Source organism: Actinocrinis sp., assembly GCF_035946395.1.
GTDB lineage: Bacteria > Actinomycetota > Actinomycetes > Streptomycetales > Catenulisporaceae > Actinocrinis.
The window spans coordinates 1-20,784 of the sequence record NZ_DASYZI010000334.1; the positions used below are offsets into that span (position 1 = coordinate 1).

The 20,784-nt window shown below is 69.7% G+C and carries 17 protein-coding genes; 13 read left to right on the top strand and 4 right to left on the bottom strand.

Going from position 1 to position 20,784, the window contains the following annotated elements:
- The coding region (locus VGS97_RS20820; RefSeq protein WP_326855282.1) for a hypothetical protein at nucleotides 1-707 on the top strand (707 nt) is incomplete at its 5' end.
- A 73-nt stretch (nucleotides 708-780) separates the two neighbouring features.
- Here VGS97_RS20820 and VGS97_RS20825 read toward each other — a convergent pair.
- The 3 genes from VGS97_RS20825 to hutH form a co-directional block, all read right to left on the bottom strand.
- Entirely contained in the window at nucleotides 781-1,425 is a 645-nt protein-coding gene (locus VGS97_RS20825; protein ID WP_326855283.1) for a hypothetical protein, read from the bottom strand.
- Nucleotides 1,426-1,607: 182 nt separating this feature from the next.
- Nucleotides 1,608-2,456 carry a MurR/RpiR family transcriptional regulator gene (locus VGS97_RS20830; protein WP_326855284.1) on the bottom strand — a complete coding sequence of 283 codons (849 nt, stop codon included), beginning with the start codon at nucleotides 2,454-2,456 and terminating at the stop codon, nucleotides 1,608-1,610.
- A 280-nt stretch (nucleotides 2,457-2,736) separates the two neighbouring features.
- Nucleotides 2,737-4,326 (bottom strand): histidine ammonia-lyase, encoded by a 1,590-nt coding sequence (gene hutH, locus VGS97_RS20835; protein WP_326855285.1) that lies wholly within the window; start codon nucleotides 4,324-4,326, stop codon nucleotides 2,737-2,739.
- Between the two features lie 187 nt (nucleotides 4,327-4,513).
- On the opposite strand from hutH, the gene hutU reads away from it, so the two are divergent.
- The 10 genes from hutU to VGS97_RS20885 all read left to right on the top strand — a co-directional run bounded on the left by hutU (nucleotide 4,514) and on the right by VGS97_RS20885 (nucleotide 17,698).
- Nucleotides 4,514-6,205, top strand: coding sequence for a urocanate hydratase (hutU, locus tag VGS97_RS20840; RefSeq protein ID WP_326855286.1), 1,692 nt, complete (start codon nucleotides 4,514-4,516; stop codon nucleotides 6,203-6,205).
- A 17-nt stretch (nucleotides 6,206-6,222) separates the two neighbouring features.
- The gene (locus tag VGS97_RS20845) at nucleotides 6,223-7,485 is read left to right on the top strand and encodes an allantoate amidohydrolase (protein WP_326855287.1); all 1,263 of its coding nucleotides are present in this window, start codon (nucleotides 6,223-6,225) and stop codon (nucleotides 7,483-7,485) included.
- 10 nt (nucleotides 7,486-7,495) lie between these two features.
- Nucleotides 7,496-8,890, top strand: a complete 1,395-nt coding sequence (locus VGS97_RS20850; RefSeq protein ID WP_326855288.1) for a formimidoylglutamate deiminase — start codon at nucleotides 7,496-7,498, stop codon at nucleotides 8,888-8,890.
- Nucleotides 8,883-10,127, top strand: coding sequence for an imidazolonepropionase (gene hutI, locus VGS97_RS20855; RefSeq protein WP_349262201.1), 1,245 nt, complete (start codon nucleotides 8,883-8,885; stop codon nucleotides 10,125-10,127). The genes VGS97_RS20850 and hutI overlap by 8 nt, the downstream gene beginning before the upstream one ends.
- A gap of 95 nt (nucleotides 10,128-10,222) precedes the next feature.
- Nucleotides 10,223-12,079: a molecular chaperone DnaK gene (gene dnaK / locus VGS97_RS20860; RefSeq protein WP_326855290.1), complete on the top strand. Its 1,857-nt coding sequence runs from the start codon at nucleotides 10,223-10,225 to the stop codon at nucleotides 12,077-12,079.
- A 118-nt stretch (nucleotides 12,080-12,197) separates the two neighbouring features.
- On the top strand, nucleotides 12,198-12,848 hold the full coding sequence (grpE, locus tag VGS97_RS20865; RefSeq protein WP_326855291.1) for a nucleotide exchange factor GrpE: 651 nt from the start codon (nucleotides 12,198-12,200) through the stop codon (nucleotides 12,846-12,848).
- Nucleotides 12,849-12,973: 125 nt separating this feature from the next.
- Nucleotides 12,974-14,125: a molecular chaperone DnaJ gene (gene dnaJ, locus VGS97_RS20870; protein ID WP_326855292.1), complete on the top strand. Its 1,152-nt coding sequence runs from the start codon at nucleotides 12,974-12,976 to the stop codon at nucleotides 14,123-14,125.
- 1 nt (nucleotide 14,126) lies between these two features.
- Nucleotides 14,127-14,612, top strand: coding sequence for a heat shock protein transcriptional repressor HspR (locus VGS97_RS20875; protein WP_326855293.1), 486 nt, complete (start codon nucleotides 14,127-14,129; stop codon nucleotides 14,610-14,612).
- Between the two features lie 114 nt (nucleotides 14,613-14,726).
- A complete protein-coding gene (gene clpB / locus VGS97_RS20880) occupies nucleotides 14,727-17,312 on the top strand; it encodes an ATP-dependent chaperone ClpB (protein WP_326855294.1) in 2,586 nt (861 codons plus the stop codon).
- An 83-nt stretch (nucleotides 17,313-17,395) separates the two neighbouring features.
- The gene (locus VGS97_RS20885) at nucleotides 17,396-17,698 is read left to right on the top strand and encodes a hypothetical protein (RefSeq protein ID WP_326855295.1); all 303 of its coding nucleotides are present in this window, start codon (nucleotides 17,396-17,398) and stop codon (nucleotides 17,696-17,698) included.
- A 19-nt stretch (nucleotides 17,699-17,717) separates the two neighbouring features.
- Here the strand turns inward: VGS97_RS20885 and VGS97_RS20890 are convergent, their stop codons facing one another.
- Nucleotides 17,718-18,890 (bottom strand): pyridoxal phosphate-dependent aminotransferase, encoded by a 1,173-nt coding sequence (locus tag VGS97_RS20890; protein ID WP_326855296.1) that lies wholly within the window; start codon nucleotides 18,888-18,890, stop codon nucleotides 17,718-17,720.
- A gap of 184 nt (nucleotides 18,891-19,074) precedes the next feature.
- Here VGS97_RS20890 and VGS97_RS20895 point away from each other — a divergent pair, with 184 nt between their 5' ends.
- Together VGS97_RS20895 and VGS97_RS20900 are read left to right on the top strand one after the other, a co-directional pair.
- The gene (locus tag VGS97_RS20895) at nucleotides 19,075-19,578 is read left to right on the top strand and encodes a DUF2617 family protein (protein ID WP_326855297.1); all 504 of its coding nucleotides are present in this window, start codon (nucleotides 19,075-19,077) and stop codon (nucleotides 19,576-19,578) included.
- Nucleotides 19,579-19,731: 153 nt separating this feature from the next.
- Nucleotides 19,732-20,685: a hypothetical protein gene (locus VGS97_RS20900; protein ID WP_326855298.1), complete on the top strand. Its 954-nt coding sequence runs from the start codon at nucleotides 19,732-19,734 to the stop codon at nucleotides 20,683-20,685.
- The last annotated feature ends 99 nt before the right edge of the window (nucleotides 20,686-20,784 follow it).

Genomic DNA, 20,784 nt, shown 5'->3' on the forward strand with positions numbered 1-20,784 from the left:
GGTGGAATCCGATGCCGACCAGGGACGAACAGGACGTGCTGCACGTCGCGGACGGGGTGCGCTGGCACGGTCCGTTTCATCTCGACCCGAGCCTGACCGCGCAGACCGAGTTGCCGACTGGTTGGTCCGCCGGGTACGTGGCCGAGGCACCGCGGCGGCGGGTGCGGATCCCGGGCGGCCGCCACGCGGCTCACCGCCAGCGGCGGTATTCGCATGATGTTCCGACCGGACCGGAAGCGCTGGCGTGGTCGCTGGTGACGGGACTGGCCCGGCTGCTCGGCGGTGCTGCGCGGCTACCAGGTTGCCCACCGTACGTCGCAGAACCCGAGGACACCGTGTACTGCGTGTACGGGAACGAAGCACTGCCATGGCCGGTGCTGCGTTCGGTGCTCGGGTTGGCGATCCCAGACCTGGCCAGAAACGGGGCGTTGGCTGCGAACGACTACTGCCTGGACCGAACGGGTCAGCTGGAAATCAGAGTGCAGCCGTTCGGCGACGACGAGTTCATGCCGTACGCGTTGCGGGGGCGGGCCGACGACAGTTGGCCGCACACCGTCTATCGGTTCAGCTGCGACAGGCAGGCGGCACGAACGGAGACGGCCGCTTTGGTCGACCGGATGCGTAAGGCGGCTGTGCTGCTCGCGGAGGTCGTGGGCGGCGTGCTGCTTGATGCGGATGGGTTTCCGGTTGGTGAGGTGAGGGCTTAGCCCGGGGGGGATGGTTCAGCTCAGGCGATCGGTTAAGGGGCTGTCAGCTTGGGGGCTATCAGCTCGGAGGTAGTCAGCTCAGGGATGGTCCGGCTGGGACCTGGACTATGCAGACTGCCGGTACGCCGCAGTCGAGCGAGCCCGCGACCATGCCGGTCACCAGCGAAGTTGAGTTTGCGATGGTGACTTTGGCAGGCCATGCGGACAGATTGACCGGCCCACTCAGGTTCTTGACGGTGACGGTGGCGTCGTCCAGTCGCAATGCGTTACCGACGCGTATGTTGATGTTGGCGTCCGGGGATACGGAAAGGGCGAGACTCGCTGTGCAGAGCGAGTCGGGGCAACGCACCGCAACGAACAAGGTGCCGCCGATCACGCTGACAGCACGCTGCGGGTTGCCGAAGATGGTCGCGTTGTCGGATTCGTCGAGAGTGACCCGGTGATCAGTGCTCGGCGTGCCGGTGACAGCCACTGAACCGTCGCCGTCGACGATGACTTCAACCTGGTATATGTGCGGGTACGTCGCGGTCGAATGGCTTGTACGCGTGGTGCGATGCAGCGCAACGTCGCCCGCGTAGCCGAGCGCCACGAGAATCGCCAGCGTCAGCAGGATGATGAACAGCGCACGGATGAGGGCAGCGAACCACAGGCGCGCACCGTTCAGCCCAATGGCCGCTTCGGGCGCCGCGGTTTCAGGCGCTTGCGACTCGACCGACATTTGCCAGAACCTCCACGCGCGCCGGGGACTCTCAGGGCTTGAACTTGAAGCGTTTGGAGCCTAGCGAATCTGACGCGGTGTGACAGCGAGACGGGGGCGTTGATGCGTTGTGCGCGCCGCTGAGGCGTGAGACTTCTGTTTGCGCAGGCGTGCAGGGTGATCAAGCGGTTACTGCGAGGTGGTCAGGAGCGGTAGTAGCCCCTTGTCTCGCTGAGCGACTCGTGCGCTTCGAGCCGGGCCTGAGTGCGCTCGGGCGCCGCGTCGGCGATGGCCTGGATGAGTAGGGACGCGAGCACGATCGGCGCAGCGTGCGAGTCGAAGACCAGGCGGGAGCCCACGCCGGCCGGCAGCAGCACGTCCGCTGAACCGGCGAAGGGCACCAGCGGATTGTCCGTGATCAGCGCCACTTTGAAGCCGAGATCGCGCGCGTGCTCGATCGCGGTGAGCGCCTCCTCGGCGTAGCGCGGCATCAGGAAGGCGACCATCCACCGCGCCCCGGCTTGGCGGGCTTGCAGCAGCACGTCGTCCGCGGCCGACCCGCCGGTCGCGACGAGCCGCACGTCGGGGTGGATCCGCTGCGCGCTGTAGGCGAAGTAATGCGCGGCAGCGGCCGAAAGCCGCAGGCCGAGCACGACGAGCGGGACCGAGCCGGCCAGCAGCCTGCCCGTCTCGACCAGCCGGTCCGGCGTGGCGACGAGACGCTGCAAGGCTTCGAGGTTGGCCTGCTCGGCGGCGATGGCGGCCTGGAACTCGTTGCGGCGCACCTCCTCCGGAGATTCGCCGACCGAGCCGAGGACGATGCCCTTGAGCGCGTCGCGCAGCGCGGGGTAGCCGGAGAAACCTAGCGCGGTGGCGAAGCGGGTCACCGAGGGCTGGCTGACGCCGACCCGCTCGGCCAGGTCCACGCTGGACATGAAGACCACCTCGGCCAGGTGCTCGATCAGGAACTGGCCGATCCGGCGCTGTGCGGGTGAGAGGCGGCGGCCGTCGAGCAGGCTGAGCAGCTGCTCGGTGGAGCTGACTGAGACCATTGGTTCGGCATGCACGGTTGGTTCTGCGGGCACTGTTGGTTCGGCATGCACTGGGTCGGCATGCACGGTGTCGGTGTGCGCGGGGTCGGCATGCACAGGGGCGGCATGTACCGGATCGGACTTCATCGGCTCAGACGGCACGGGGTCGGCCCGTGCGTCGGCGAACCCGGTCGGATCTGGCATCACCGCCGCCACGTCCGTCACCTCCGTTCTGGGCTGCGTCGGCCAAAAGAGCTGGTCGATCAGGATAGGTCAAGACCACTCATGCAGACCTCCCGTTTTATCGCAGAGCACCGACAGCTTCTTCGACGGCCGCGAGGACCGATCCGTCGCGTACCGCGTCCTCGGCCGCACGCAGCTCGACCGACAGGTAGCGGTCCGGGCCGGGGCCGCCGACCGCACGTCGGCGCAGCGCCGCGACGGCGGCGGCCGTGCCCGGGGCGGGTTGCAGCGGGGCGCGCAGGTCAAGGGCTCGGGCCGCGGTCACCAGCTCGACGGTGAGGATGCGGGCGAGGTTGCCGAGCGAGGCGCGTAGCTTGCGCGCTGCGGACCAGCCCATCGAGACGTGATCCTCCTGCATCGCCGAGGAGGGGATCGAGTCCACGCTGGCCGGGTTCGCCAGGCGCTTGTTCTCGGACACCAGGGCGGCTTGGGTGTACTGAGCGATCATCAGACCGGAGTCCACACCGGGATCATCGGCCAGGAAGGGCGGCAGGCCGTGCGAGCGGGTCACGTCGAGCATCCGGTCGGTGCGGCGCTCCGCGATCGAGCCGACCTCGGCGGCGGCGATGGCCAGGAAGTCCAGCGCGAAGGCGACCGGCGCGCCGTGAAAGTTGCCGTTCGACTCGACCCTGTCCTCGCCGAGCAGCACGACCGGATTGTCGATGATCGAGTCGAGTTCACGCCTCGCGATGGTGGCGGCGTGTTCGAGCGTGTCACGGGCAGCGCCGGCGACCTGAGGCGCGCACCGCAGTGAATAGGCGTCCTGCACGCGGTTACACTCTGTTGGACTCCCTTGGGGTCCACGGTGCGAAGCCACGACGCCGGAGTCCTTGAGCAGTGCGAGCAGGTTCGCGGCGGATGCGGCCTGGCCCGGGTGCGGGCGGATGGCGTGCAGTTCGGGCAGGAAGACCCGGTCGGTACCGAGTTGCGCCTCGACGCTCATCGCGGCGGTCAGGTCGGCCACCTTGAGCAGCCGGCTGAAGTCGAGCAGCGCGAGGATCAGCATGCCGAGCATGCCGTCGGTGCCGTTGATCAGCGCGAGGCCCTCCTTCGGCTCAAGCACCAGCGGCGAGATGCCCTGCTCGATCAGGACGGCGGCGGTCTCGGTCGGCTTGCCATCCGCGCCGATGACCTCGCCTTCACCCATAAGCACCAGCGCCACGTGCGCGAGCGGGGCCAGATCACCCGAGCAGCCGAGCGAGCCGTACTCGCGCACGGCCGGGGTGATGCCGCTGTTGAGCAGCGCAGCCATGGTCTCGGCGACGATCGGGCGCACGCCGGTGTGCCCCGACGCGAGAGTCTTGAGCCGCAGCAGCATCAGCGCCCGGATCACCTCGGTCTCGACCAGCGGACCCATCCCGGCGGCGTGCGAGCGGATCAGCGAACGCTGGAGCGCCGCGCGCAGTTCGGGGTCGATGTGCCGGGTGGCCAGGGCGCCGAAGCCGGTTGAGATCCCGTAGGCGGGGGTCGGCGCGGCGGCGAGCCTGTCGACGGTCGCGCGGCCCCGGCCGAGCGCGGCCAGGGCGGCGGGCGTCAGCTCGACCCGGGCACCGTGCCGGGCGACCGCCTCGACCTCGGCGAAGGTCAGATCGTTATGACCGATCACACCCGGACCGAGCTGAACCGTCGTCGTGGTGACTGCGGTCATGGGCTGCTCCTTGTGGGGATTGTGCTGGGTGGCCAAGGTGAATGAAATCATGCGGTTGACCGGAGGGCTGAATGATTGCTTAACATACCTCGGGGTTCGGGGCCTTCCGCTCCGGGCACGACCACTGGGTGACACGCTTCGGGCGGCGTCCAGTCCGACGGATTTCTCCAGGAAGCGAGCAACGCGCATGAGCGGTCCGCGTATGGTGAGCGCCCCGCGCGGCACCAGCCTGAACACCCTCGGCTGGCCGCAGGAGGCGGCCTATCGGATGCTCCAGAACAACCTCGATCCCGAGGTGGCCGAGCACCCGGAGGAACTCGTCGTCTACGGCGGCACCGGAAAGGCGGCGCGCAACTGGGCCGCGTTCGACGCGCTGCTGCACACGCTGCGCACACTGCGCGGTGACGAGACGATGCTGGTGCAGTCGGGAAAGCCGGTCGGCGTGATGCGCACGCACGAGTGGGCGCCGCGGGTGATCCTGGCGAACTCGAACCTGGTCGGCGACTGGGCGAACTGGGAGGAGTTCCGCCGCCTCGACGCGCTCGGCCTGATCATGTACGGCCAGATGACCGCGGGCTCGTGGATCTACATCGGTACGCAGGGCATCTTGCAGGGAACGTATGAGACTTTCGCCGCGGTGGCCGCGAGCCGCTTCGGTGGATCGCTGGCCGGGACGATCACGCTCACCGCCGGCCTCGGCGGGATGGGCGGCGCGCAGCCGCTGGCCGTGACGATGAACGACGGCGTCGTGATCTGCATCGACTGCGACCCACGCGCGATCTCCCGGCGGATCGAGCACCGCTACCTGGACGTGCAGGCCGACTCACTCGACCACGCGCTCCAACTCGCCATCGATGCCCGTGACGCGCGCCGTCCGCTCTCGATCGGCGTGCTCGGCAACGCCGCCGAGTTGGTACCGGAACTGTTGGCGCGTAACGCACCGATCGACATCGTCACCGACCAGACCTCCGCGCACGACCCGCTCTCCTACCTGCCGCTGGGCGTCGACTTCTCGGACATGAAGAGTTTCGCCGCCAGCAAGCCGGAGGAGTTCACGACACGGGCCCGCGAGTCGATGGCCAGGCACGTCGAGGCGATGGTCGGCTTCCAGGACGCGGGCGCCGAGGTCTTCGACTACGGCAACTCGATCCGCGGCGAGGCGCGGCTGGCCGGATACGAGCGGGCCTTCGGCTTCGGCGGTTTCGTGCCGAAGTACATCCGGCCGCTGTTCTGCGAGGGCAAAGGCCCGTTCCGCTGGGCCGCGCTCTCCGGCGATCCGGCGGACATCGCGGCGACCGACCGCGCCGTGCTCGAACTGTTCCCGCAGAACGAGTCGCTGGCCCGCTGGATCAGGCTGGCCGGCGAGCGGGTGCGCTTCCAGGGCCTGCCGGCGCGCATCTGCTGGCTGGGCTACGGCGAGCGGAACCTGGCCGGCGTCCGGTTCAACGACATGGTCGCCTCGGGCGAGCTACGCGCCCCGATCGTGATCGGCCGCGACCACCTGGACACCGGCTCGGTGGCCTCGCCCTACCGGGAGACCGAGGCGATGCTGGACGGCTCGGACGCGATCGCCGACTGGCCGCTGCTCAACGCGATGGTCAACGTGGCCTCCGGCGCGTCGTGGGTGTCGATCCACCACGGCGGCGGGGTCGGCATGGGACGCTCCATCCACGCCGGGCAGGTCTCGGTCGCGGACGGCACGCCGCTGGCCGCCGAGAAACTGGAGCGGGTGCTGACGAACGATCCGGGCATGGGCGTCATCCGCCACGCGGACGCCGGCTACGACCGCGCCGTGGAGGTGGCCGAGCAGCACGGCGTGCACGTTCCCATGTTGAAGCACGGTCCGCTGCCGGAGCCCCAGATGCCGAAGTCGCCGTGACGGTTCCGGGAGTCGCAGTGAGCGAGGTCGCGGACGCGACCGGCTTCGCAGAGCTCTGGTCCTCGTTGGAGGGCATCGGGCGTGACGGGCGACGCGGCGGGTACCAGCGCTTCGCCTGGACGAGCGCCGATCTGGCGTGCCGGGACTGGTTCACGTCGCAGGCCGCTGATCGAGGCCTGACCGTGGAGACGGACCGCAACGGGAATCAGTGGGCTTGGTGGCTGCCGCGGGGCGGCGACCGGTCGGGCGCGCTGGCGGTCGGTTCGCACCTCGATTCGGTGCCGTGCGGCGGTGCGTACGACGGTCCGCTCGGCGTGATCAGCGCGCTTGCCGCCGTGGATCTGCTGCGCGCACGCGGTCTGCGGCCGTCGCGCCCCGTCGCGATCGCGAACTTCGCCGATGAGGAAGGCGCCCGGTTCGGAATCGCGTGTACTGGCTCCCGGCTGATGACGGGGCAGCTCGGCGCGGCGGCGGCGCGAGAACTGCGGGACGGCGACGGCGTACGGCTCGCCGACGCGATGGAAGCCGCGGGTCAGGACCCGGAATCGCTCGGGCCCGACGACGAGCGGCTGAGCGGCATCGCGCAGTTCGTCGAGCTGCACATAGAACAGGGCAGGTGGCTGGTCGACCACGATGCGCCGGTCGGCGTGGCGTCGTCGATCTGGCCGCACGGCCGCTGGCGCTTCGACTTCACCGGCGAGGCCAACCACGCGGGCACCACGGCGCTGAACGACCGGCGTGATCCGATGCTGACTTACGCGCACACCGTGCTGTCCGCCCGCAAGAAGGCTCGGCTCGGCGGCGCGCTCGCGACGTTCGGCAGGATTCGAGTGGAGCCGAACGGCACGAACGCGATTCCGTCGCGCGTGCAGGCTTGGCTCGACGGCAGGGCGCCGGACGAGGCGACGCTCAGCGCGGTCGTCGGGCAGATCATCGCCGCGGCGGACGAACGCGGCGAACGTGACGGAACACGCGTGGAGGTTGTCAACGAGTCCCGCACGGCTATCGTCGAGTTCGACGACGGTCTGCGCGACCGGATCTCGGAGACTTTGGCCGGGACCTTCGGGCGCGTTCCACAGCTGCCGACCGGAGCGGGGCACGACGCCGGCATTCTCGCGGCGCGGGTTCCGGCGGCGATGCTGTTCGTGCGCAATCCGAGCGGCCTTTCGCACGCGCCCGCCGAACACGCGGACACGGCGGACTGTCTCGCGGGTGTCGCGGCGCTGGCCGAGGTGATGGCGGATCTCGCGGGTGCCGGGCCGGAGGGGACCGGCGGATGAGGGGGCTGAGATGATGGCGGATACGGGGACGAAGACGGGGCTCTGGCATGCCGAGGCCGCGTACGTGGCCGGGATGGTGGAGACGGACGTTCTCATCGAGACGGCGGGCGACCGGATCAGGTCCGTGACGCCCGGCGTGCCGGCGCCTGCGGGAGCCGTGCGGCTGGCGGGGCTGACCCTACCGGGCCTGGCCAACGCGCACTCGCATGCGTTCCACCGCGCGCTGCGCGGACGTACGCAGGTCGGCGAGGGCACCTTCTGGACCTGGCGCGAGCAGATGTACGAGGCGATGGCCGGGCTGAATCCGGACTCGTACTTCGAGCTGGCGGTCGGGGTCTTCGCCGAGATGGCGCTGGCCGGCATCACCACGGTGGGCGAGTTCCACTACGCGCACCACGACAAGGGCGGAGCCCGCTACGCGGACCCGAACGCGATGGGGCACGCGCTGGTCCGGGCGGCGCGCACCGCGGGAATCAGGATCACGCTGCTCGACACCTGCTACCTGACCGGCGGCATCGATGCGGTCGCCAAGCGGTCGCGGCTCAACAGCACCCAGAGACGTTTCTCGGACGGCGACGCGGACGCGTGGGCCGAGCGTGTCGAGAACCTGCGCGGCGCGTATGCGGACGAATCAGACGTCATCATCGGCACAGCCATCCACTCGGTGCGTGCGGTGCCGAAGGAGCAGTTGGGTACCGTCGCCGCGGCCGCCGCGAAGTTCGAAGCGCCGCTGCACGTGCACCTGTCCGAGCAGCGCGCCGAGAACGACGCCTGCCTGGCCCGGTACCGGCTGACCCCGGCGCAACTGCTCGACGCGGCGGGGGCGCTCGGCCCGAAGACCACCGCCGTGCACGCCACCCACCTGTCGCAGGCCGACATCGACCTGCTCGGCGACTCGGGCACCTGCGTCTGCATGTGCCCGACCACGGAACGCGACCTGGCCGACGGGATCGGCGCGGCGCGCACCCTCTTTGAGTCCGGTTCGCCGATCTCGCTCGGCTCGGACAGTCAGGCGGTGATCGACCTGTTCGAGGAGGCGCGCGCGATGGAGTTGGACGAGCGGCTGCGCACCGAGCGGCGCGGCCACTGGCGCAGCACCGATCTGCTCGACGCCGCGACCCTGGCCGGGCAGCAGGCGCTCGGCCGGCCGGGCGCCGGGCGGCTGCACGCGGGCGCGCTCGCCGACTTCGTCACCGTCGGCCTCGACTCGATCCGGCTGACCGGCACGACCCTCGACGTGGCCGCCGAATCGGTGATCTACGCGGCGACCGCTGCGGACGTCCGGCACGTCGTGGTCGGCGGAGACACGATCGTACGCGACGGTATCCACAGGCTTGTGGACGAGCCCGCGCGGCGGTTGGGCGCGGCCATCAGTGCTCTGTACCGGAGAAATGTGCATGTCTGATTCAGTCCTTGTCACAGGAGTCGACGAATTAGCCACAGGTTCTCCACAGCCTGTGGAAAACGGTTCCGTGGACGAGGATGGTCTGTGTATCCTGCGCGGCGCGGCGCTGGTGGTGCAGGACGGGCGAGTCGCCTGGCTCGGCCCGGCGGACCGCGCACCGGCCGCCGACCGGTGCATTGACCTCGGCGGACGCGCGGTGGTCCCCGGGTTCGTGGACAGCCACGCGCATCTGGTGTTCGCCGGAGACCGCGCCGCAGAGTTCGAAGCCCGGATGACGGGCACGCCGTACGGCGCGGGCGGGATCCGCACGACGGTCGCGGCGACGCGCGCGGCGGACGACGAACTGTTACGTGGCAACGTCCGCAGACTCGTCGGCGAGATGGCACGTCAGGGCACGACGACCATCGAGTGCAAGACGGGGTACGGGCTCACCGTCGGCGACGAAGCGCGTGCGATCCGTATCGCGCATGAAGAGTGCGACGCAGCAACCTTCCTCGGCGCGCACGTGGTGCCCGCTGAATACGCCGACCGGCGCGACGCGTACGTGGATCTGGTACGCGGACCGATGCTAGCGGCCTGCGCGCCGTACGCGGACTACGTGGACGTGTTCTGTGAACACGGCGCGTTCGACGAGGATGAGACGCGCCTGATCCTCGACGCCGCAAAGGGACACGGCTTGGCCGTACGCCTGCACGCCAACCAGCTTGGGCACGGACCCGGCGTGCAACTCGCCGTCGAGTACGGTGCCGCTTCCGCCGATCACTGTACTTACCTGAGCGACGAGGACATCGCGGCGCTGGCTGGGGCGACCTCAGCTGGATCGACCACGGTGGCGACGCTGCTGCCCGGCGTCGAGTTCTCGACCCGCTCGCCTTACCCGGACGCGCGCCGCCTGATCGAAGCGGGCGCGACCGTGGCGATCGCGACTGACTGCAACCCCGGCTCCTGTTACACCTCCTCGATGCCCTTCTGCATCGCGCTCGCCGTCCGCGAGATGCGGATGTCCCCGGCGCAAGCACTGCTCGCCGCCACGCTCGGCGGTGCCCGCGCGCTCAGGCGTACCGACGTCGGCCACCTGACGGTCGGTGCGCGCGCCGACTTCGCCGTGCTGGACGCGCCGTCGTATCTGCACTTGGCCTATCGACCTGGCGTACCGCTGGTGACCAGCACGTTCAAGGCGGGAACAAAGGTGGGCAACGATGAAGTTGAGTCCAATGGCCTCAACCCCTATCGTTGAGCCGACTGGACTCAACCGGAGTGCCGGCGGGCGACCGCGCGGCCCCGAGCCCAGCAAAGGCAGAAGCAGCGACGAGCTAACTTAAGGAAGCCACGATGGCACGTCCGGTCGGCATCGACCTTGGAACGACCAACTCGGTCGTCTCCGTCCTCGAAGGTGGCGAGCCCACCGTCATCACCAACGCCGAGGGCGCCCGGACCACCCCGTCGGTGGTCGCGTTCGCCCGCAACGCCGAGGTGCTGGTCGGCGAGGTGGCCAAGCGGCAGGCGGTGACCAACGTCGACCGCACCATCCGCTCCGTCAAGCGGCACATGGGCACCGACTGGAAGATCCGGATCGACGACAAGCCCTTCACGGCCCAGCAGATCAGCGCCTTCATCCTGCAGAAGCTCAAGCGGGACGCCGAGTCCTACCTCGGCGAGAAGGTGACCGACGCGGTGATCACCGTCCCGGCCTACTTCTCCGACGCCGAGCGCCAGGCCACCAAGGAGGCCGGCGAGATCGCCGGCTTCAACGTGCTGCGCATCATCAACGAGCCCACCTCCGCCGCGCTGGCCTACGGCCTGGACAAGGGCGAGGGCGACCAGATGATCCTGGTTTTCGACCTCGGCGGCGGCACCTTCGACGTGTCCCTGCTTGAGGTCGGCAAGGACGAGGACGGCTTCTCCACCATCGAGGTGAAGGCCACCAACGGCGACAACCACCTCGGCGGCGACGACTGGGACCAGTCCGTGGTCAGCTTCCTGGTCAACCAGTTCAAGAACGCGCACGGGGTGGACCTGTCCAAGGACAAGATGGCCATGCAGCGGCTGCGCGAGGCCGCTGAGAAGGCCAAGATCGAGCTGTCCTCCTCCACCGAGACCAACGTCAACCTGCCCTACATCACCGCCTCCGCGGAGGGCCCGTTGCACCTGGACGAGCGCATCACCCGCGCCCAGTTCCAGCAGCTGACCGCGGACCTGCTGGAGCGCTGCAAGGCGCCGTTCCACAACGTGATCAAGGACGCGGGCATCTCGGTGCGCGACATCGACCACGTGGTGCTGGTCGGCGGCTCGACCCGGATGCCGGCGGTGGCCGACCTGGTGCGCGAGCTGACCGGCGGCAAGGAGCCGAACAAGGGCGTCAACCCGGACGAGGTCGTCGCGATCGGCGCCTCGTTGCAGGCCGGCGTGCTCAAGGGCGAGGTCAAGGACGTCCTGCTGCTCGACGTCACCCCGCTGTCCCTCGGCATCGAGACCAAGGGCGGCATCATGACCAAGCTGATCGAGCGCAACACCACGATCCCGACCAAGCGCTCGGAGATCTTCACCACCGCCGAGGACAACCAGCCCTCCGTGCAGATCCAGGTCTACCAGGGCGAGCGGGAGATCGCGGCGTACAACAAGCGGCTCGGCATGTTCGAGCTGACCGGCCTGCCACCGGCCCCGCGCGGCCTGCCGCAGATCGAGGTCACCTTCGACATCGACGCCAACGGCATCGTGAACGTTTCGGCGAAGGACCTGGGCACCGGCAAGGAGCAGTCGATGGTCATCACCGGCGGCTCGGCGCTGCCCAAGGACGACATCGACCGGATGATGCGCGAGGCGGAGCAGTACGCGGCCGAGGATCACCGCCGCCGCGAGGAGGCCGAGACCCGCAACCAGGCCGAGGGGCTGGTGTACCAGACCGAGAAGTTCATGCGGGACAACGCGGACAAGGTGCCGGCCGACGTCAAGAGCGACGTCGAGGCCGCGATCGCGGACACCAAGGCGGCGCTGGGCGGCTCCGACGTCGAGGCGATCAAGGCCTCCGCGGAGAAGCTGGCCACCACCAGCCAGAAGCTGGGCACCGCGCTCTACGAGCAGGCGCAGGCCTCGCAGGCCGGCGCCGGCGCGGGCGAGCCGCAGGACGCGGCGCCGCCGGAGGACGACGTGGTGGACGCCGAGATCGTCGACGAGGGCAAGAACGGCTGACCTGGCCGGTGCGCCGGGCCGGGGCGGCCGAACGTCCCCCGGTCCGGCGTGGTTCGACCAGCCCGATCCGACCCGAGCCCGCCCCCGATCGACTGACTCCAGGAGAAGAGAAGAAGACGTGAGCGACGACCTCTACCACCCCGGCCGCGAAGCCGACGATGAGGCCCGTCAGTACGGCGCCGACGACGGTTTCGACGCCGACCAGGAGGACGGCGACGAGGAGTTCGCCGAGCGGGTGAACGAGGCGATCGGCGGCGGCGAGCACGGCGACCCGGCCGCGAACCTCGCGGTCGCCGAACTGCTGGCGAAGCTGGCCGAGCGGACCAACGAGTTGCAGAGCGCGCAGGCGGAGCTCGGGGAGCGCACCGCCGACCTACAGCGGCTCCAGGCCGAGTACGTGAACTACCGGCGCCGGGTCGAGCGGGACCGGATCGCGGTGGCCGAGATGGCGCTCGGCAAGGTGCTCACCGGGCTGCTGCCGGTGCTCGACGACATCGGCCGGGCCCGTGACCACGGCGAGTTGGAGGGCGGGTTCCGCCGGGTGGCCGAGTCGCTGGAGAGCCAGATGGCCAAGCTCGGCCTCGAACAGTTCGGCACCGCCGGCGAGCTGTTCGACCCGAACGTGCACGAGGCGCTGATGCACACGGTCTCCCCGGACGTCGCGGAGGACACCTGCGTGGAGATCCTCCAGCCCGGGTACCGCCTCGGTGACAGGATCCTGCGGGTGGCCCGGGTGACCGTGGCCCAGCCCGGAGAACCCGACAAGTAGCCGCCGCGCCGGATGCCCGGCGACGGCGGCCCCGACGGCACGACCCGGCGCGGCCCGTGTCCGGCAGCACAGAGTTCTTCGAGCAGCGTCCTTCGAGCACCGCTAGGAGCAGAGGCGAACCTGAGATGAGCACCAAGGACTACGTGGAGAAGGACTACTACAAGGTGCTCGGCGTGCCCAAGGACGCTGCGGCGGCCGACATCAAGAAGGCCTACCGGAAGCTGGCCAGGCAGTACCACCCGGACGCCAACAAGGGGGACCCCGCCGCCGAGGAGAAGTTCAAGGAGATCTCCGAGGCCTACGACGTGCTGTCCGACGAGAAGCGGCGCAAGGAGTACGACGAGGCCCGCTCGCTCTTCGGCGGCGGGCTGCGCACCGGCGCGGGCGGCGGCTTCCCGTTCGACCTCGGCGACCTGCTGGGCAACAACACCGGCGGCGGAGCCGGCGGGATCGGCGACATCCTCGGCGGCATCTTCAACCGCGGCGGCCGGACCACGGCGCAGACCCCGGGCCGCCGCGGCACGGACGTGGAGACCGAGGCGACCATCACGTTCATGCAGTCGATAGACGGCGTGACCATCCCGCTGCGGATGACCAGCGAGCAGCCGTGCCGGACCTGTGCGGGGACCGGGGCGAAGGCGGGCACCACCCCGAGGGTGTGCCCGAACTGCTCCGGCACCGGGCAGGTGAGCCGGAACCAGGGCGGCTTCGCCTTCTCCGAGCCCTGCCGCGAGTGCAAGGGCCGCGGCCTGGTGGTCGACGAGCCGTGCGCCGTCTGCAACGGCTCCGGCCGCGCCGCCTCGACCCGCACGCTCCAGGCGCGCATCCCCTCGGGTGTGCGCGACGGCATGCGGATCAGACTCAAGGGCAAGGGGGCTCCAGGTGAACGCGGCGGACCGCCCGGCGATTTGTACGTGGTGGTTCACGTGAAACCACATCAGGTGTTCGGCCGGGACGCGGACAACCTGACCGTGACCGTGCCGGTGACCTACCCCGAGGCGGTGCTCGGCGCGGAGATCGCGGTGCCGGTGCTCGGCGGCATGCCGGTGACCGTGAAGCTGCCCGCGGGCAGCGCGAACGGCCGGACGCTGCGGGTGCGCGGCAAGGGCGCGCCGCGCAAGGACGGCACCCGGGGCGACCTGCTGGTCACCTTCGAGGTGGCGGTGCCCACCAGACTGAGCGAGGCCGCCAGCGCGGCCCTGGAGAAGTACCGCGAAGCGACCGCGGACCACGACGTGCGCGCCGACCTGCTGGCCGCAGCGAAGGGAGAGTCCTGAAATGTTGCCGAACGACGGGAACCGCGGCAAGCGCAAGCCGAACAGCGACGCCGCGACGTACGTGATCTCCGTGGCGGCGCAGCTGTCCGGACTTCATCCGCAGACCCTGCGCCAGTACGACCGGCTCGGCCTGGTCAGCCCCGGCCGCGCCCCCGGCCGCGGGCGGCGCTACTCGGCGCGGGACATCGAGCTGCTGCGCGAGGTGCAGCGGCTCTCCCAGGACGAGGGCGTGAACCTGGCCGGGATCAAGCGCATCCGGGAGCTCCAGGACGAGGTCGAGGCGCTGCGCGCGCGGGTGGCCGAACTGGAGGACGGCCTGGCGGTCGCCAGGGCCACCACCATCCCGATCGCCGTCCCGGCACAGCCCCGCGCCGAACTGCCCGAGCCGCCGATGAACCCGCTGTACCGGCCGGACCTGCTTCCGGCGATCCCGGCCTTCGGCACCTCCACGGCGCTGGTCGTGTGGAAGCCGCAGCAGCGCCACTGAGTCAGCCTCTGGCTCGGCGGCGGCGCTGAACCGGCCTTCGAACCGGCTGGCAGCGCTGAATCAACCGAATGCGAACTGAACAGCGGCGGGGGCACACGGGATGAGGAGCATGCGATGGAGCCGAGCAAGCTGACGACGCGTTCGCAGGAGGCGTTGTCGGTCGCGATCCGGTCGGCGGCGTCCGCGGGCAATCCACAGGTCGACACCGTGCATCTGCTCCTGGCCCTGCTCGCGCAGGCGGACGGCACCGCCCGGCCGTTGCTGGACGCGGTCGGCGCCGACCGGGTGCGGCTCGCCGCGGATGCCGAGCGCCTGGTCAAGGCGCTTCCCACGGCCTCCGGTTCGACGATCGGCGCGCCGGAGCTGGCCCGCGCCACACTCACCGCGCTGAACAAGGCGGGTGAGGAGGCGCGGCGGCTTGACGACGAGTATGTCTCGACCGAGCACATCCTCGTCGGCCTCGCGTCGGGCGACGACAAGACTGCGAACCTGTTGCGCAGCGCCGGGGCCACCCAGCAGGCGCTGCGCGCGGCGTTCACCAAGGTGCGCGGCAGCGCGCGGGTGACCTCGCCGGATCCCGAGGCCACCTTCCAGGCGCTGGAGAAGTACAGCGTCGATCTGACTTCGCTGGCCCGCGAGGGCCGGCTCGACCCGGTGATCGGCCGGGACACCGAGATCCGCCGGGTCGTGCAGGTGCTCTCCCGGCGGACGAAGAACAACCCGGTGCTGATCGGCGAGCCCGGGGTGGGCAAGACCGCCGTGGTCGAGGGCCTGGCGCAGCGGATCGTGGCCGGCGACGTGCCAGAGTCGCTGCGCGGCAAGCGGCTGGTCTCGCTGGACCTCAGCGCGATGGTGGCCGGGGCGAAGTACCGCGGCGAGTTCGAGGAGCGCCTGAAGGCGGTGCTCGGCGAGATCCGCGAGTCCGGCGGCCAGGTCGTCACCTTCATCGACGAGTTGCACACCGTGGTCGGCGCCGGCGCGACCGGCGAGTCGGCCATGGACGCCGGCAACATGCTCAAGCCCATGCTGGCCCGCGGCGAACTGCGGATGGTCGGCGCGACGACGCTGGATGAGTACCGCGAGCACATTGAGAAGGACGCGGCGCTGGAGCGGCGCTTCCAGCAGGTGCTGGTCGGCGAGCCATCGGCTGAGGACACAGTGGCGATCCTGCGCGGGCTCAAGGGCCGTTACGAGGCGCACCACAAGGTGCAGATCTCGGACGCCGCGCTGGTGGCCGCCGCCACCCTCTCGGACCGCTACATCACCGCGCGCTTCCTGCCGGACAAGGCGATCGACCTGGTCGACGAGGCGGCTTCACGGCTGCGCATGGAGATCGACTCGCGTCCGGTGGAGATCGACGAGCTTCAGCGCGCCGTCGACCGGCTCCGGATGGAGGAACTGGCGCTCGCTAAGGAGTCCGATGCAGCGTCGAAGGAACGCCTTGAGCGTATCCGCCACGAGTTGGCGGACCGTCAGGAACAGCTCAACGCGCTCAACGCTCGCTGGGACCGGGAGAAGTCGGGTCTGAACCGGGTCGGCGAGCTCAAGAAGCGGCTCGACGACCTGCACGGCCAGACCGATCGGGCACAGCGCGACGGCGACTTCGAGGCCGCCTCGCGGCTGATGTACGCGGACATCCCGGCCGCCGAGCGGGAGCTGGCTGATGCGTCGCAGGCCGCGAACACGCAGGAGAGCATGGTCAAGGAGGAGGTCGGCCCGGACGACGTGGCCGAGGTGGTGGCCGCGTGGACCGGCATCCCGGCCGGCCGGCTGCTTGAAGGCGAAACGGCAAAGCTGCTGCGGATGGAGGAGGAACTCGGCAAGCGCCTCGTCGGCCAGGTCGATGCGGTACGCGCGGTCTCCGACGCGGTACGCCGTGCTCGCGCCGGTATCTCCGACCCGGATCGGCCCACCGGCTCGTTCCTGTTCCTCGGCCCGACCGGTGTCGGCAAGACCGAGTTGGCCAAGTCGCTGGCGGACTTCCTGTTCGACGACGAACGCGCGATGGTCCGCATCGACATGTCCGAGTACGGCGAGAAGCACTCGGTGGCCCGGTTGGTCGGCGCTCCCCCGGGATACGTCGGCTACGAGGAGGGCGGCCAGCTGACCGAGGCGGTGCGTCGGCGCCCTTACACCGTCGTACTGCTGGACGAGGTGGAGAAGGCGCACCCTGAGGTCTTCGACCTCCTGCTCCAAGTGCTGGACGACGGGCGGCTCACCGACGGCCAGGGCCGCACGGTGGACTTCCGCAACACGATCCTGATTCTCACCTCGAACCTGGGCTCGCAGTTCCTGGTGGATCCCTCGCTCGAAGAGGACAAGAAGCGCGCCCTGGTGATGAACCTGGTGCGGGCGACCTTCAAGCCGGAGTTCCTCAACCGGCTCGACGACATCGTGCTCTTCGACGCCCTCGGCACCGCGGAACTCGGCCTGATCGTCGAGCAGCAGGTGGACCGGCTCCAGCGACGCCTGACCGACCGGCGGCTGACCCTCGACGTCACCGCCGCGGCGCGTGACTGGCTGGTACTGACCGGCTACGACCCGGCGTACGGCGCGCGTCCGCTGCGCCGCCTGGTCCAGTCGGCGATCGGCGACCAGTTGGCCAAGGCGATTCTGGCCGGTGAGGTGCGCGACGGGACGACGGTGCGCGTCGACGTTTCGGACACCGACGACGGTCTGTCTGTCACTGCGGCCAGGTAGGTGACGATTTCCTCGCGGCCCGGCTTCCGGCGGGGGATAGTTGCGGTATGGCCAAAGATGTCAAGTCGCGCGAGGGAGACGGTATGAAGCCCCGCGCGCTCGTCCTCACCGCGGTCGTCGCCGTTCTCGCGTTGGGAACTCTCGTCCAGCGGCGCAGGGGCTACAAGTTGGGCGGCAACACCATCGTGCGCTGCCGCGCCGGTCACCTGTTCACGACGATCTGGATTCCCGGGGGATCGCTCAAGGCGGTACGCCTGGGCATGGTCCGCTGGCAGCGCTGCCCTGTGGGCAAGCACTGGACGCTCGTCACCCCGGTACGTGAGGACGAGTTGACCGACGTGGATCGGCAACTCGCCGAGCAGTACCACGACGTGCGCATCCCCTGACGCGAAACGCACTGCGATCTCACGCGGGTTTTACCAGCACCGCGAGACGATCCAGCGCCTCGGAGAGCACCTCAGGCTTCTTGCAGAAGGTGAAGCGCACGAACGGCGCGCCGGCCTGCTTGTCGTCATAGAAGACTGCGTTTGGGATGGCCACCACGCCGCAACGCTCAGGCAGCGCACGGCAGAACGCGAGTCCGTCGTCCTCGCCGAGCGGCCGGATGTCGGTCGTGATGAAGTACGTGCCCTCAGTCGCTGAGACGCCGAAGCCGATGTCGGCCAAGCCAGCTGCCAGCAGGTCGCGGCGGGCGCGCAGGCTCTCGCGCAGATCGGCATAGTAGTCGCGGGGCAGCTTCAACGCATCGGCGACGGCGTACTGGAACGGTCCACCGCTGACATACGTGAGGAACTGCTTCGCGGTACGCACTGCCGAGACGAGTTCCGTCGGCGCGGTGACCCAACCGATCTTCCAGCCGGTGAAGCTGAACGTCTTGCCGGACGAGGAGATCGTCACCGTCCGGTCACGCATGCCCGGCAGCGTCGCGATCGGGATGTGCGAACCTTCGAAGACGAGGTGTTCGTAGACCTCGTCGGTGATCACGACGAGGTCGTTGCGCACGGCGAGATCGGCGAGCCGGTGCAGTTCGGCCTCGTCGAGGACCATGCCGGTCGGATTGTGCGGCGAGTTGAGCAGCAGCACGCGCGTGCGGTCCGTGATCGACGCTTCGAGGATGTCGAGATCGGGATGCCAGCGCGGCTGCTCAGGCGTCGGCGGACGCAGCGTCGCCGGGACGCGTATGCCGCCGGCCATGGCGATGCAGGCTGCGTACGAGTCGTAGTAGGGCTCGAACGCGATCACCTCATCCCCCGGATTGACCAGGGCCAGCAGCGCGGCGGCGATCGCCTCGGTCGCGCCCGCCGTGATCAGCACTTCGGTGTCCGGATCGAAGCGCAGGCCGTACCACGCGGCTTGGTGGCCCGCGACGGCGTGACGCAGTTCAGGGATGCCCGGTCCCGGCGGGTACTGGTTGCCCCGGCCCTCAAGGATCGCGCGCGCAGCCGCCGCGGCGACAGCGGCAGGACCGTCGCTGTCCGGGAATCCCTGGCCGAGGTTGATCGAGCCGGTGGCGGTGGCCAGCGCGGACATCTCGGCGAAGATCGTCGTGCCAAGGCCGTGCAGCCGGGTCGCCAACACCGGGCGGGGGCTTCCGGCGCGACTCGTACCGATCTCGTTGATCGGTAACGCTTTCGGGTGATCTGCCTCAGGCACGGCGTGATGACCCACGCGTCCTCCAGTCGTTGACCATGGCGGGCTGGTTGACAGACGAACACCTGCCAGCACCCGGTGGAAGCCTACGGCCTGGGAACGGTAGCGATCGATGCTCGTCGAATTGACCGCGGGGTACTACGAGACCAGCGCCGCGCAGCTCGGCTGGTCGATACGGCTCGGACCGTTGCGCGCACTGGCGAGCCGACGGCTGGAGCTGCCGCCGTTCCAGGCCGAGCTGCGGCTGCTCGGCGCGTCGCACCAGATCGCCGTCTGGCTCGCCAGCGCCGACCAGCCGGTGTGTCTCGAAACGGTCGCCTGCCTGCCCGAGCAAACCGCCCCGCTGCCCCAAGCGGCCGAGTGCGAGTTACGCGGCTGGCGGTACACGATCGAGTCCGACGTACGGACCTGCTCGGCCGCGGAGTTCGGCCAGCGGGTCGCCGCGATCGAGCGGTGCGCGGCGCAGGGGCTGGCCGGCCGTTACCCCGGGATACCGGGAGCGCTCACGGGTATCGTCATCCAGCCGTGGCGCGCGGGCCTGTGGTGGAGCACCTGGCACACCTATCCACAGGATCACCAGATCGCGACCACGCTGAGCTTCCTACGTGTGGACTGACTGTCTCTTGTTTGACCAGAGCACAGCTTTGACCGGAGCACAGCGCGGACGGAACGCGAGCGCGTCGCCGGGGAAAACCCTCGTGTGCGCCCTGCGCGATGCCCAGCGTGACGCGGCGGCGTACGCTGGCCGCGAGCACGGCGGTCAGTCGCCGTGGCGCAGCAGTCCGCAGCGAGGGTGTCGATGCCGTACGAGGCCACGGTCCCGGTCCACCGACGACTGCTGTGGCCCGCTGTCACCGACCCCGAACGGCTGCTCGGCGCGCTGCCGAACGTCTCGATCGACGCCTCCGGGGCGCAGGGCGTGGCGGGCAGGCTCCGGGTGCGCACCCGGGAGCAGGCCGTCACTTTCCGCGGGGTCGCCCGCATCGTCGAGGTGGTGCCCACCGCGCTGCGGGTCTCGATCGAGGTCGAAGCGGTCTTCGGCCGGGCCGGCGGCTCGGTCGAGGGGCTGGTCGAGATCGTGCTGCGCAAGTCCGGCTCGGGCACGCGCGTGGTCGTCGACGGACAGTTGGACGTCACACCCGGTGCCGCGCCACTGCCCGCCAAGTCCATGGACGCGGCGTTCAAGCGCGTGGTGCACCGCTGGTTCACCGTCCTGGCCGAGACTTCGCCGGCCGCGCGCCCGGAACGCACTGATGACCAACCAGCCGCGGAACCGCCGCGTGCTCCGGAACGAGCTTCATTGGCCGTCGTGCGCGACGTTGCGCGGGATGTGCCGGGCAGCTCCAGCACGGTGAGCACCGCGTCCGCACCGACGACGCAGCCCCCGGATCCGCAAGCAGAGGCCGATCCCTATACAGCCGTCGAGCCCGAAATCTCCGCGCCGACGCCGTTGCGCCTCGTGACACCGGAGCCGGACGAGCCGCCGGAAGAACCGGACGACGACGATGACGAGCTCGAACCGGAGCCCGGCGGCCTGGACAAGCCCGGGCCGGAGCCGGACGACATCTGGAGCCGGCTGCGCGACCGCAGCCTGCCGCCCTGGATCCCGTTCCTGATAGGGGCAGCGACCGCGACGCTCGCGGCGGTGGCCGTCCTGTTCGCGGCGCTGCGCCGGCTCCGGCACCGTGATTTCTCCAGAGAGCGCGATTTCTCCGGAGAGTGAGTCTTGTCATCGGATCGAGTGGTTGTCGGTTGAATCGGCGGCATCGTCCCGGGTCTGCTCCTACTGTGTGCATCACGTTCTGTGCGCAATCGGACGCGC

Excerpts from the sequence above, each read along its gene's own strand:
- VGS97_RS20885 (WP_326855295.1), top strand. The coding sequence starts at position 17,396 with ATGAAGCCCCGCGCGCTCGTCCTCACCGCGGTCGTCGCCGTTCTCGCG.
- dnaJ (WP_326855292.1), top strand. The coding sequence starts at position 12,974 with ATGAGCACCAAGGACTACGTGGAGAAGGACTACTACAAGGTGCTCGGC.
- VGS97_RS20850 (WP_326855288.1), top strand. The coding sequence starts at position 7,496 with ATGATGGCGGATACGGGGACGAAGACGGGGCTCTGGCATGCCGAGGCC.
- VGS97_RS20825 (WP_326855283.1), bottom strand. The coding sequence starts at position 1,425 with ATGTCGGTCGAGTCGCAAGCGCCTGAAACCGCGGCGCCCGAAGCGGCC.
- VGS97_RS20830 (WP_326855284.1), bottom strand. The coding sequence starts at position 2,456 with ATGGTCTCAGTCAGCTCCACCGAGCAGCTGCTCAGCCTGCTCGACGGC.
- dnaK (WP_326855290.1), top strand. The coding sequence starts at position 10,223 with ATGGCACGTCCGGTCGGCATCGACCTTGGAACGACCAACTCGGTCGTC.
- VGS97_RS20875 (WP_326855293.1), top strand. The coding sequence starts at position 14,127 with ATGTTGCCGAACGACGGGAACCGCGGCAAGCGCAAGCCGAACAGCGAC.
- VGS97_RS20895 (WP_326855297.1), top strand. The coding sequence starts at position 19,075 with ATGCTCGTCGAATTGACCGCGGGGTACTACGAGACCAGCGCCGCGCAG.
- hutH (WP_326855285.1), bottom strand. The coding sequence starts at position 4,326 with ATGACCGCAGTCACCACGACGACGGTTCAGCTCGGTCCGGGTGTGATC.
- hutI (WP_349262201.1), top strand. The coding sequence starts at position 8,883 with ATGTCTGATTCAGTCCTTGTCACAGGAGTCGACGAATTAGCCACAGGT.
- hutU (WP_326855286.1), top strand. The coding sequence starts at position 4,514 with ATGAGCGGTCCGCGTATGGTGAGCGCCCCGCGCGGCACCAGCCTGAAC.
- clpB (WP_326855294.1), top strand. The coding sequence starts at position 14,727 with ATGGAGCCGAGCAAGCTGACGACGCGTTCGCAGGAGGCGTTGTCGGTC.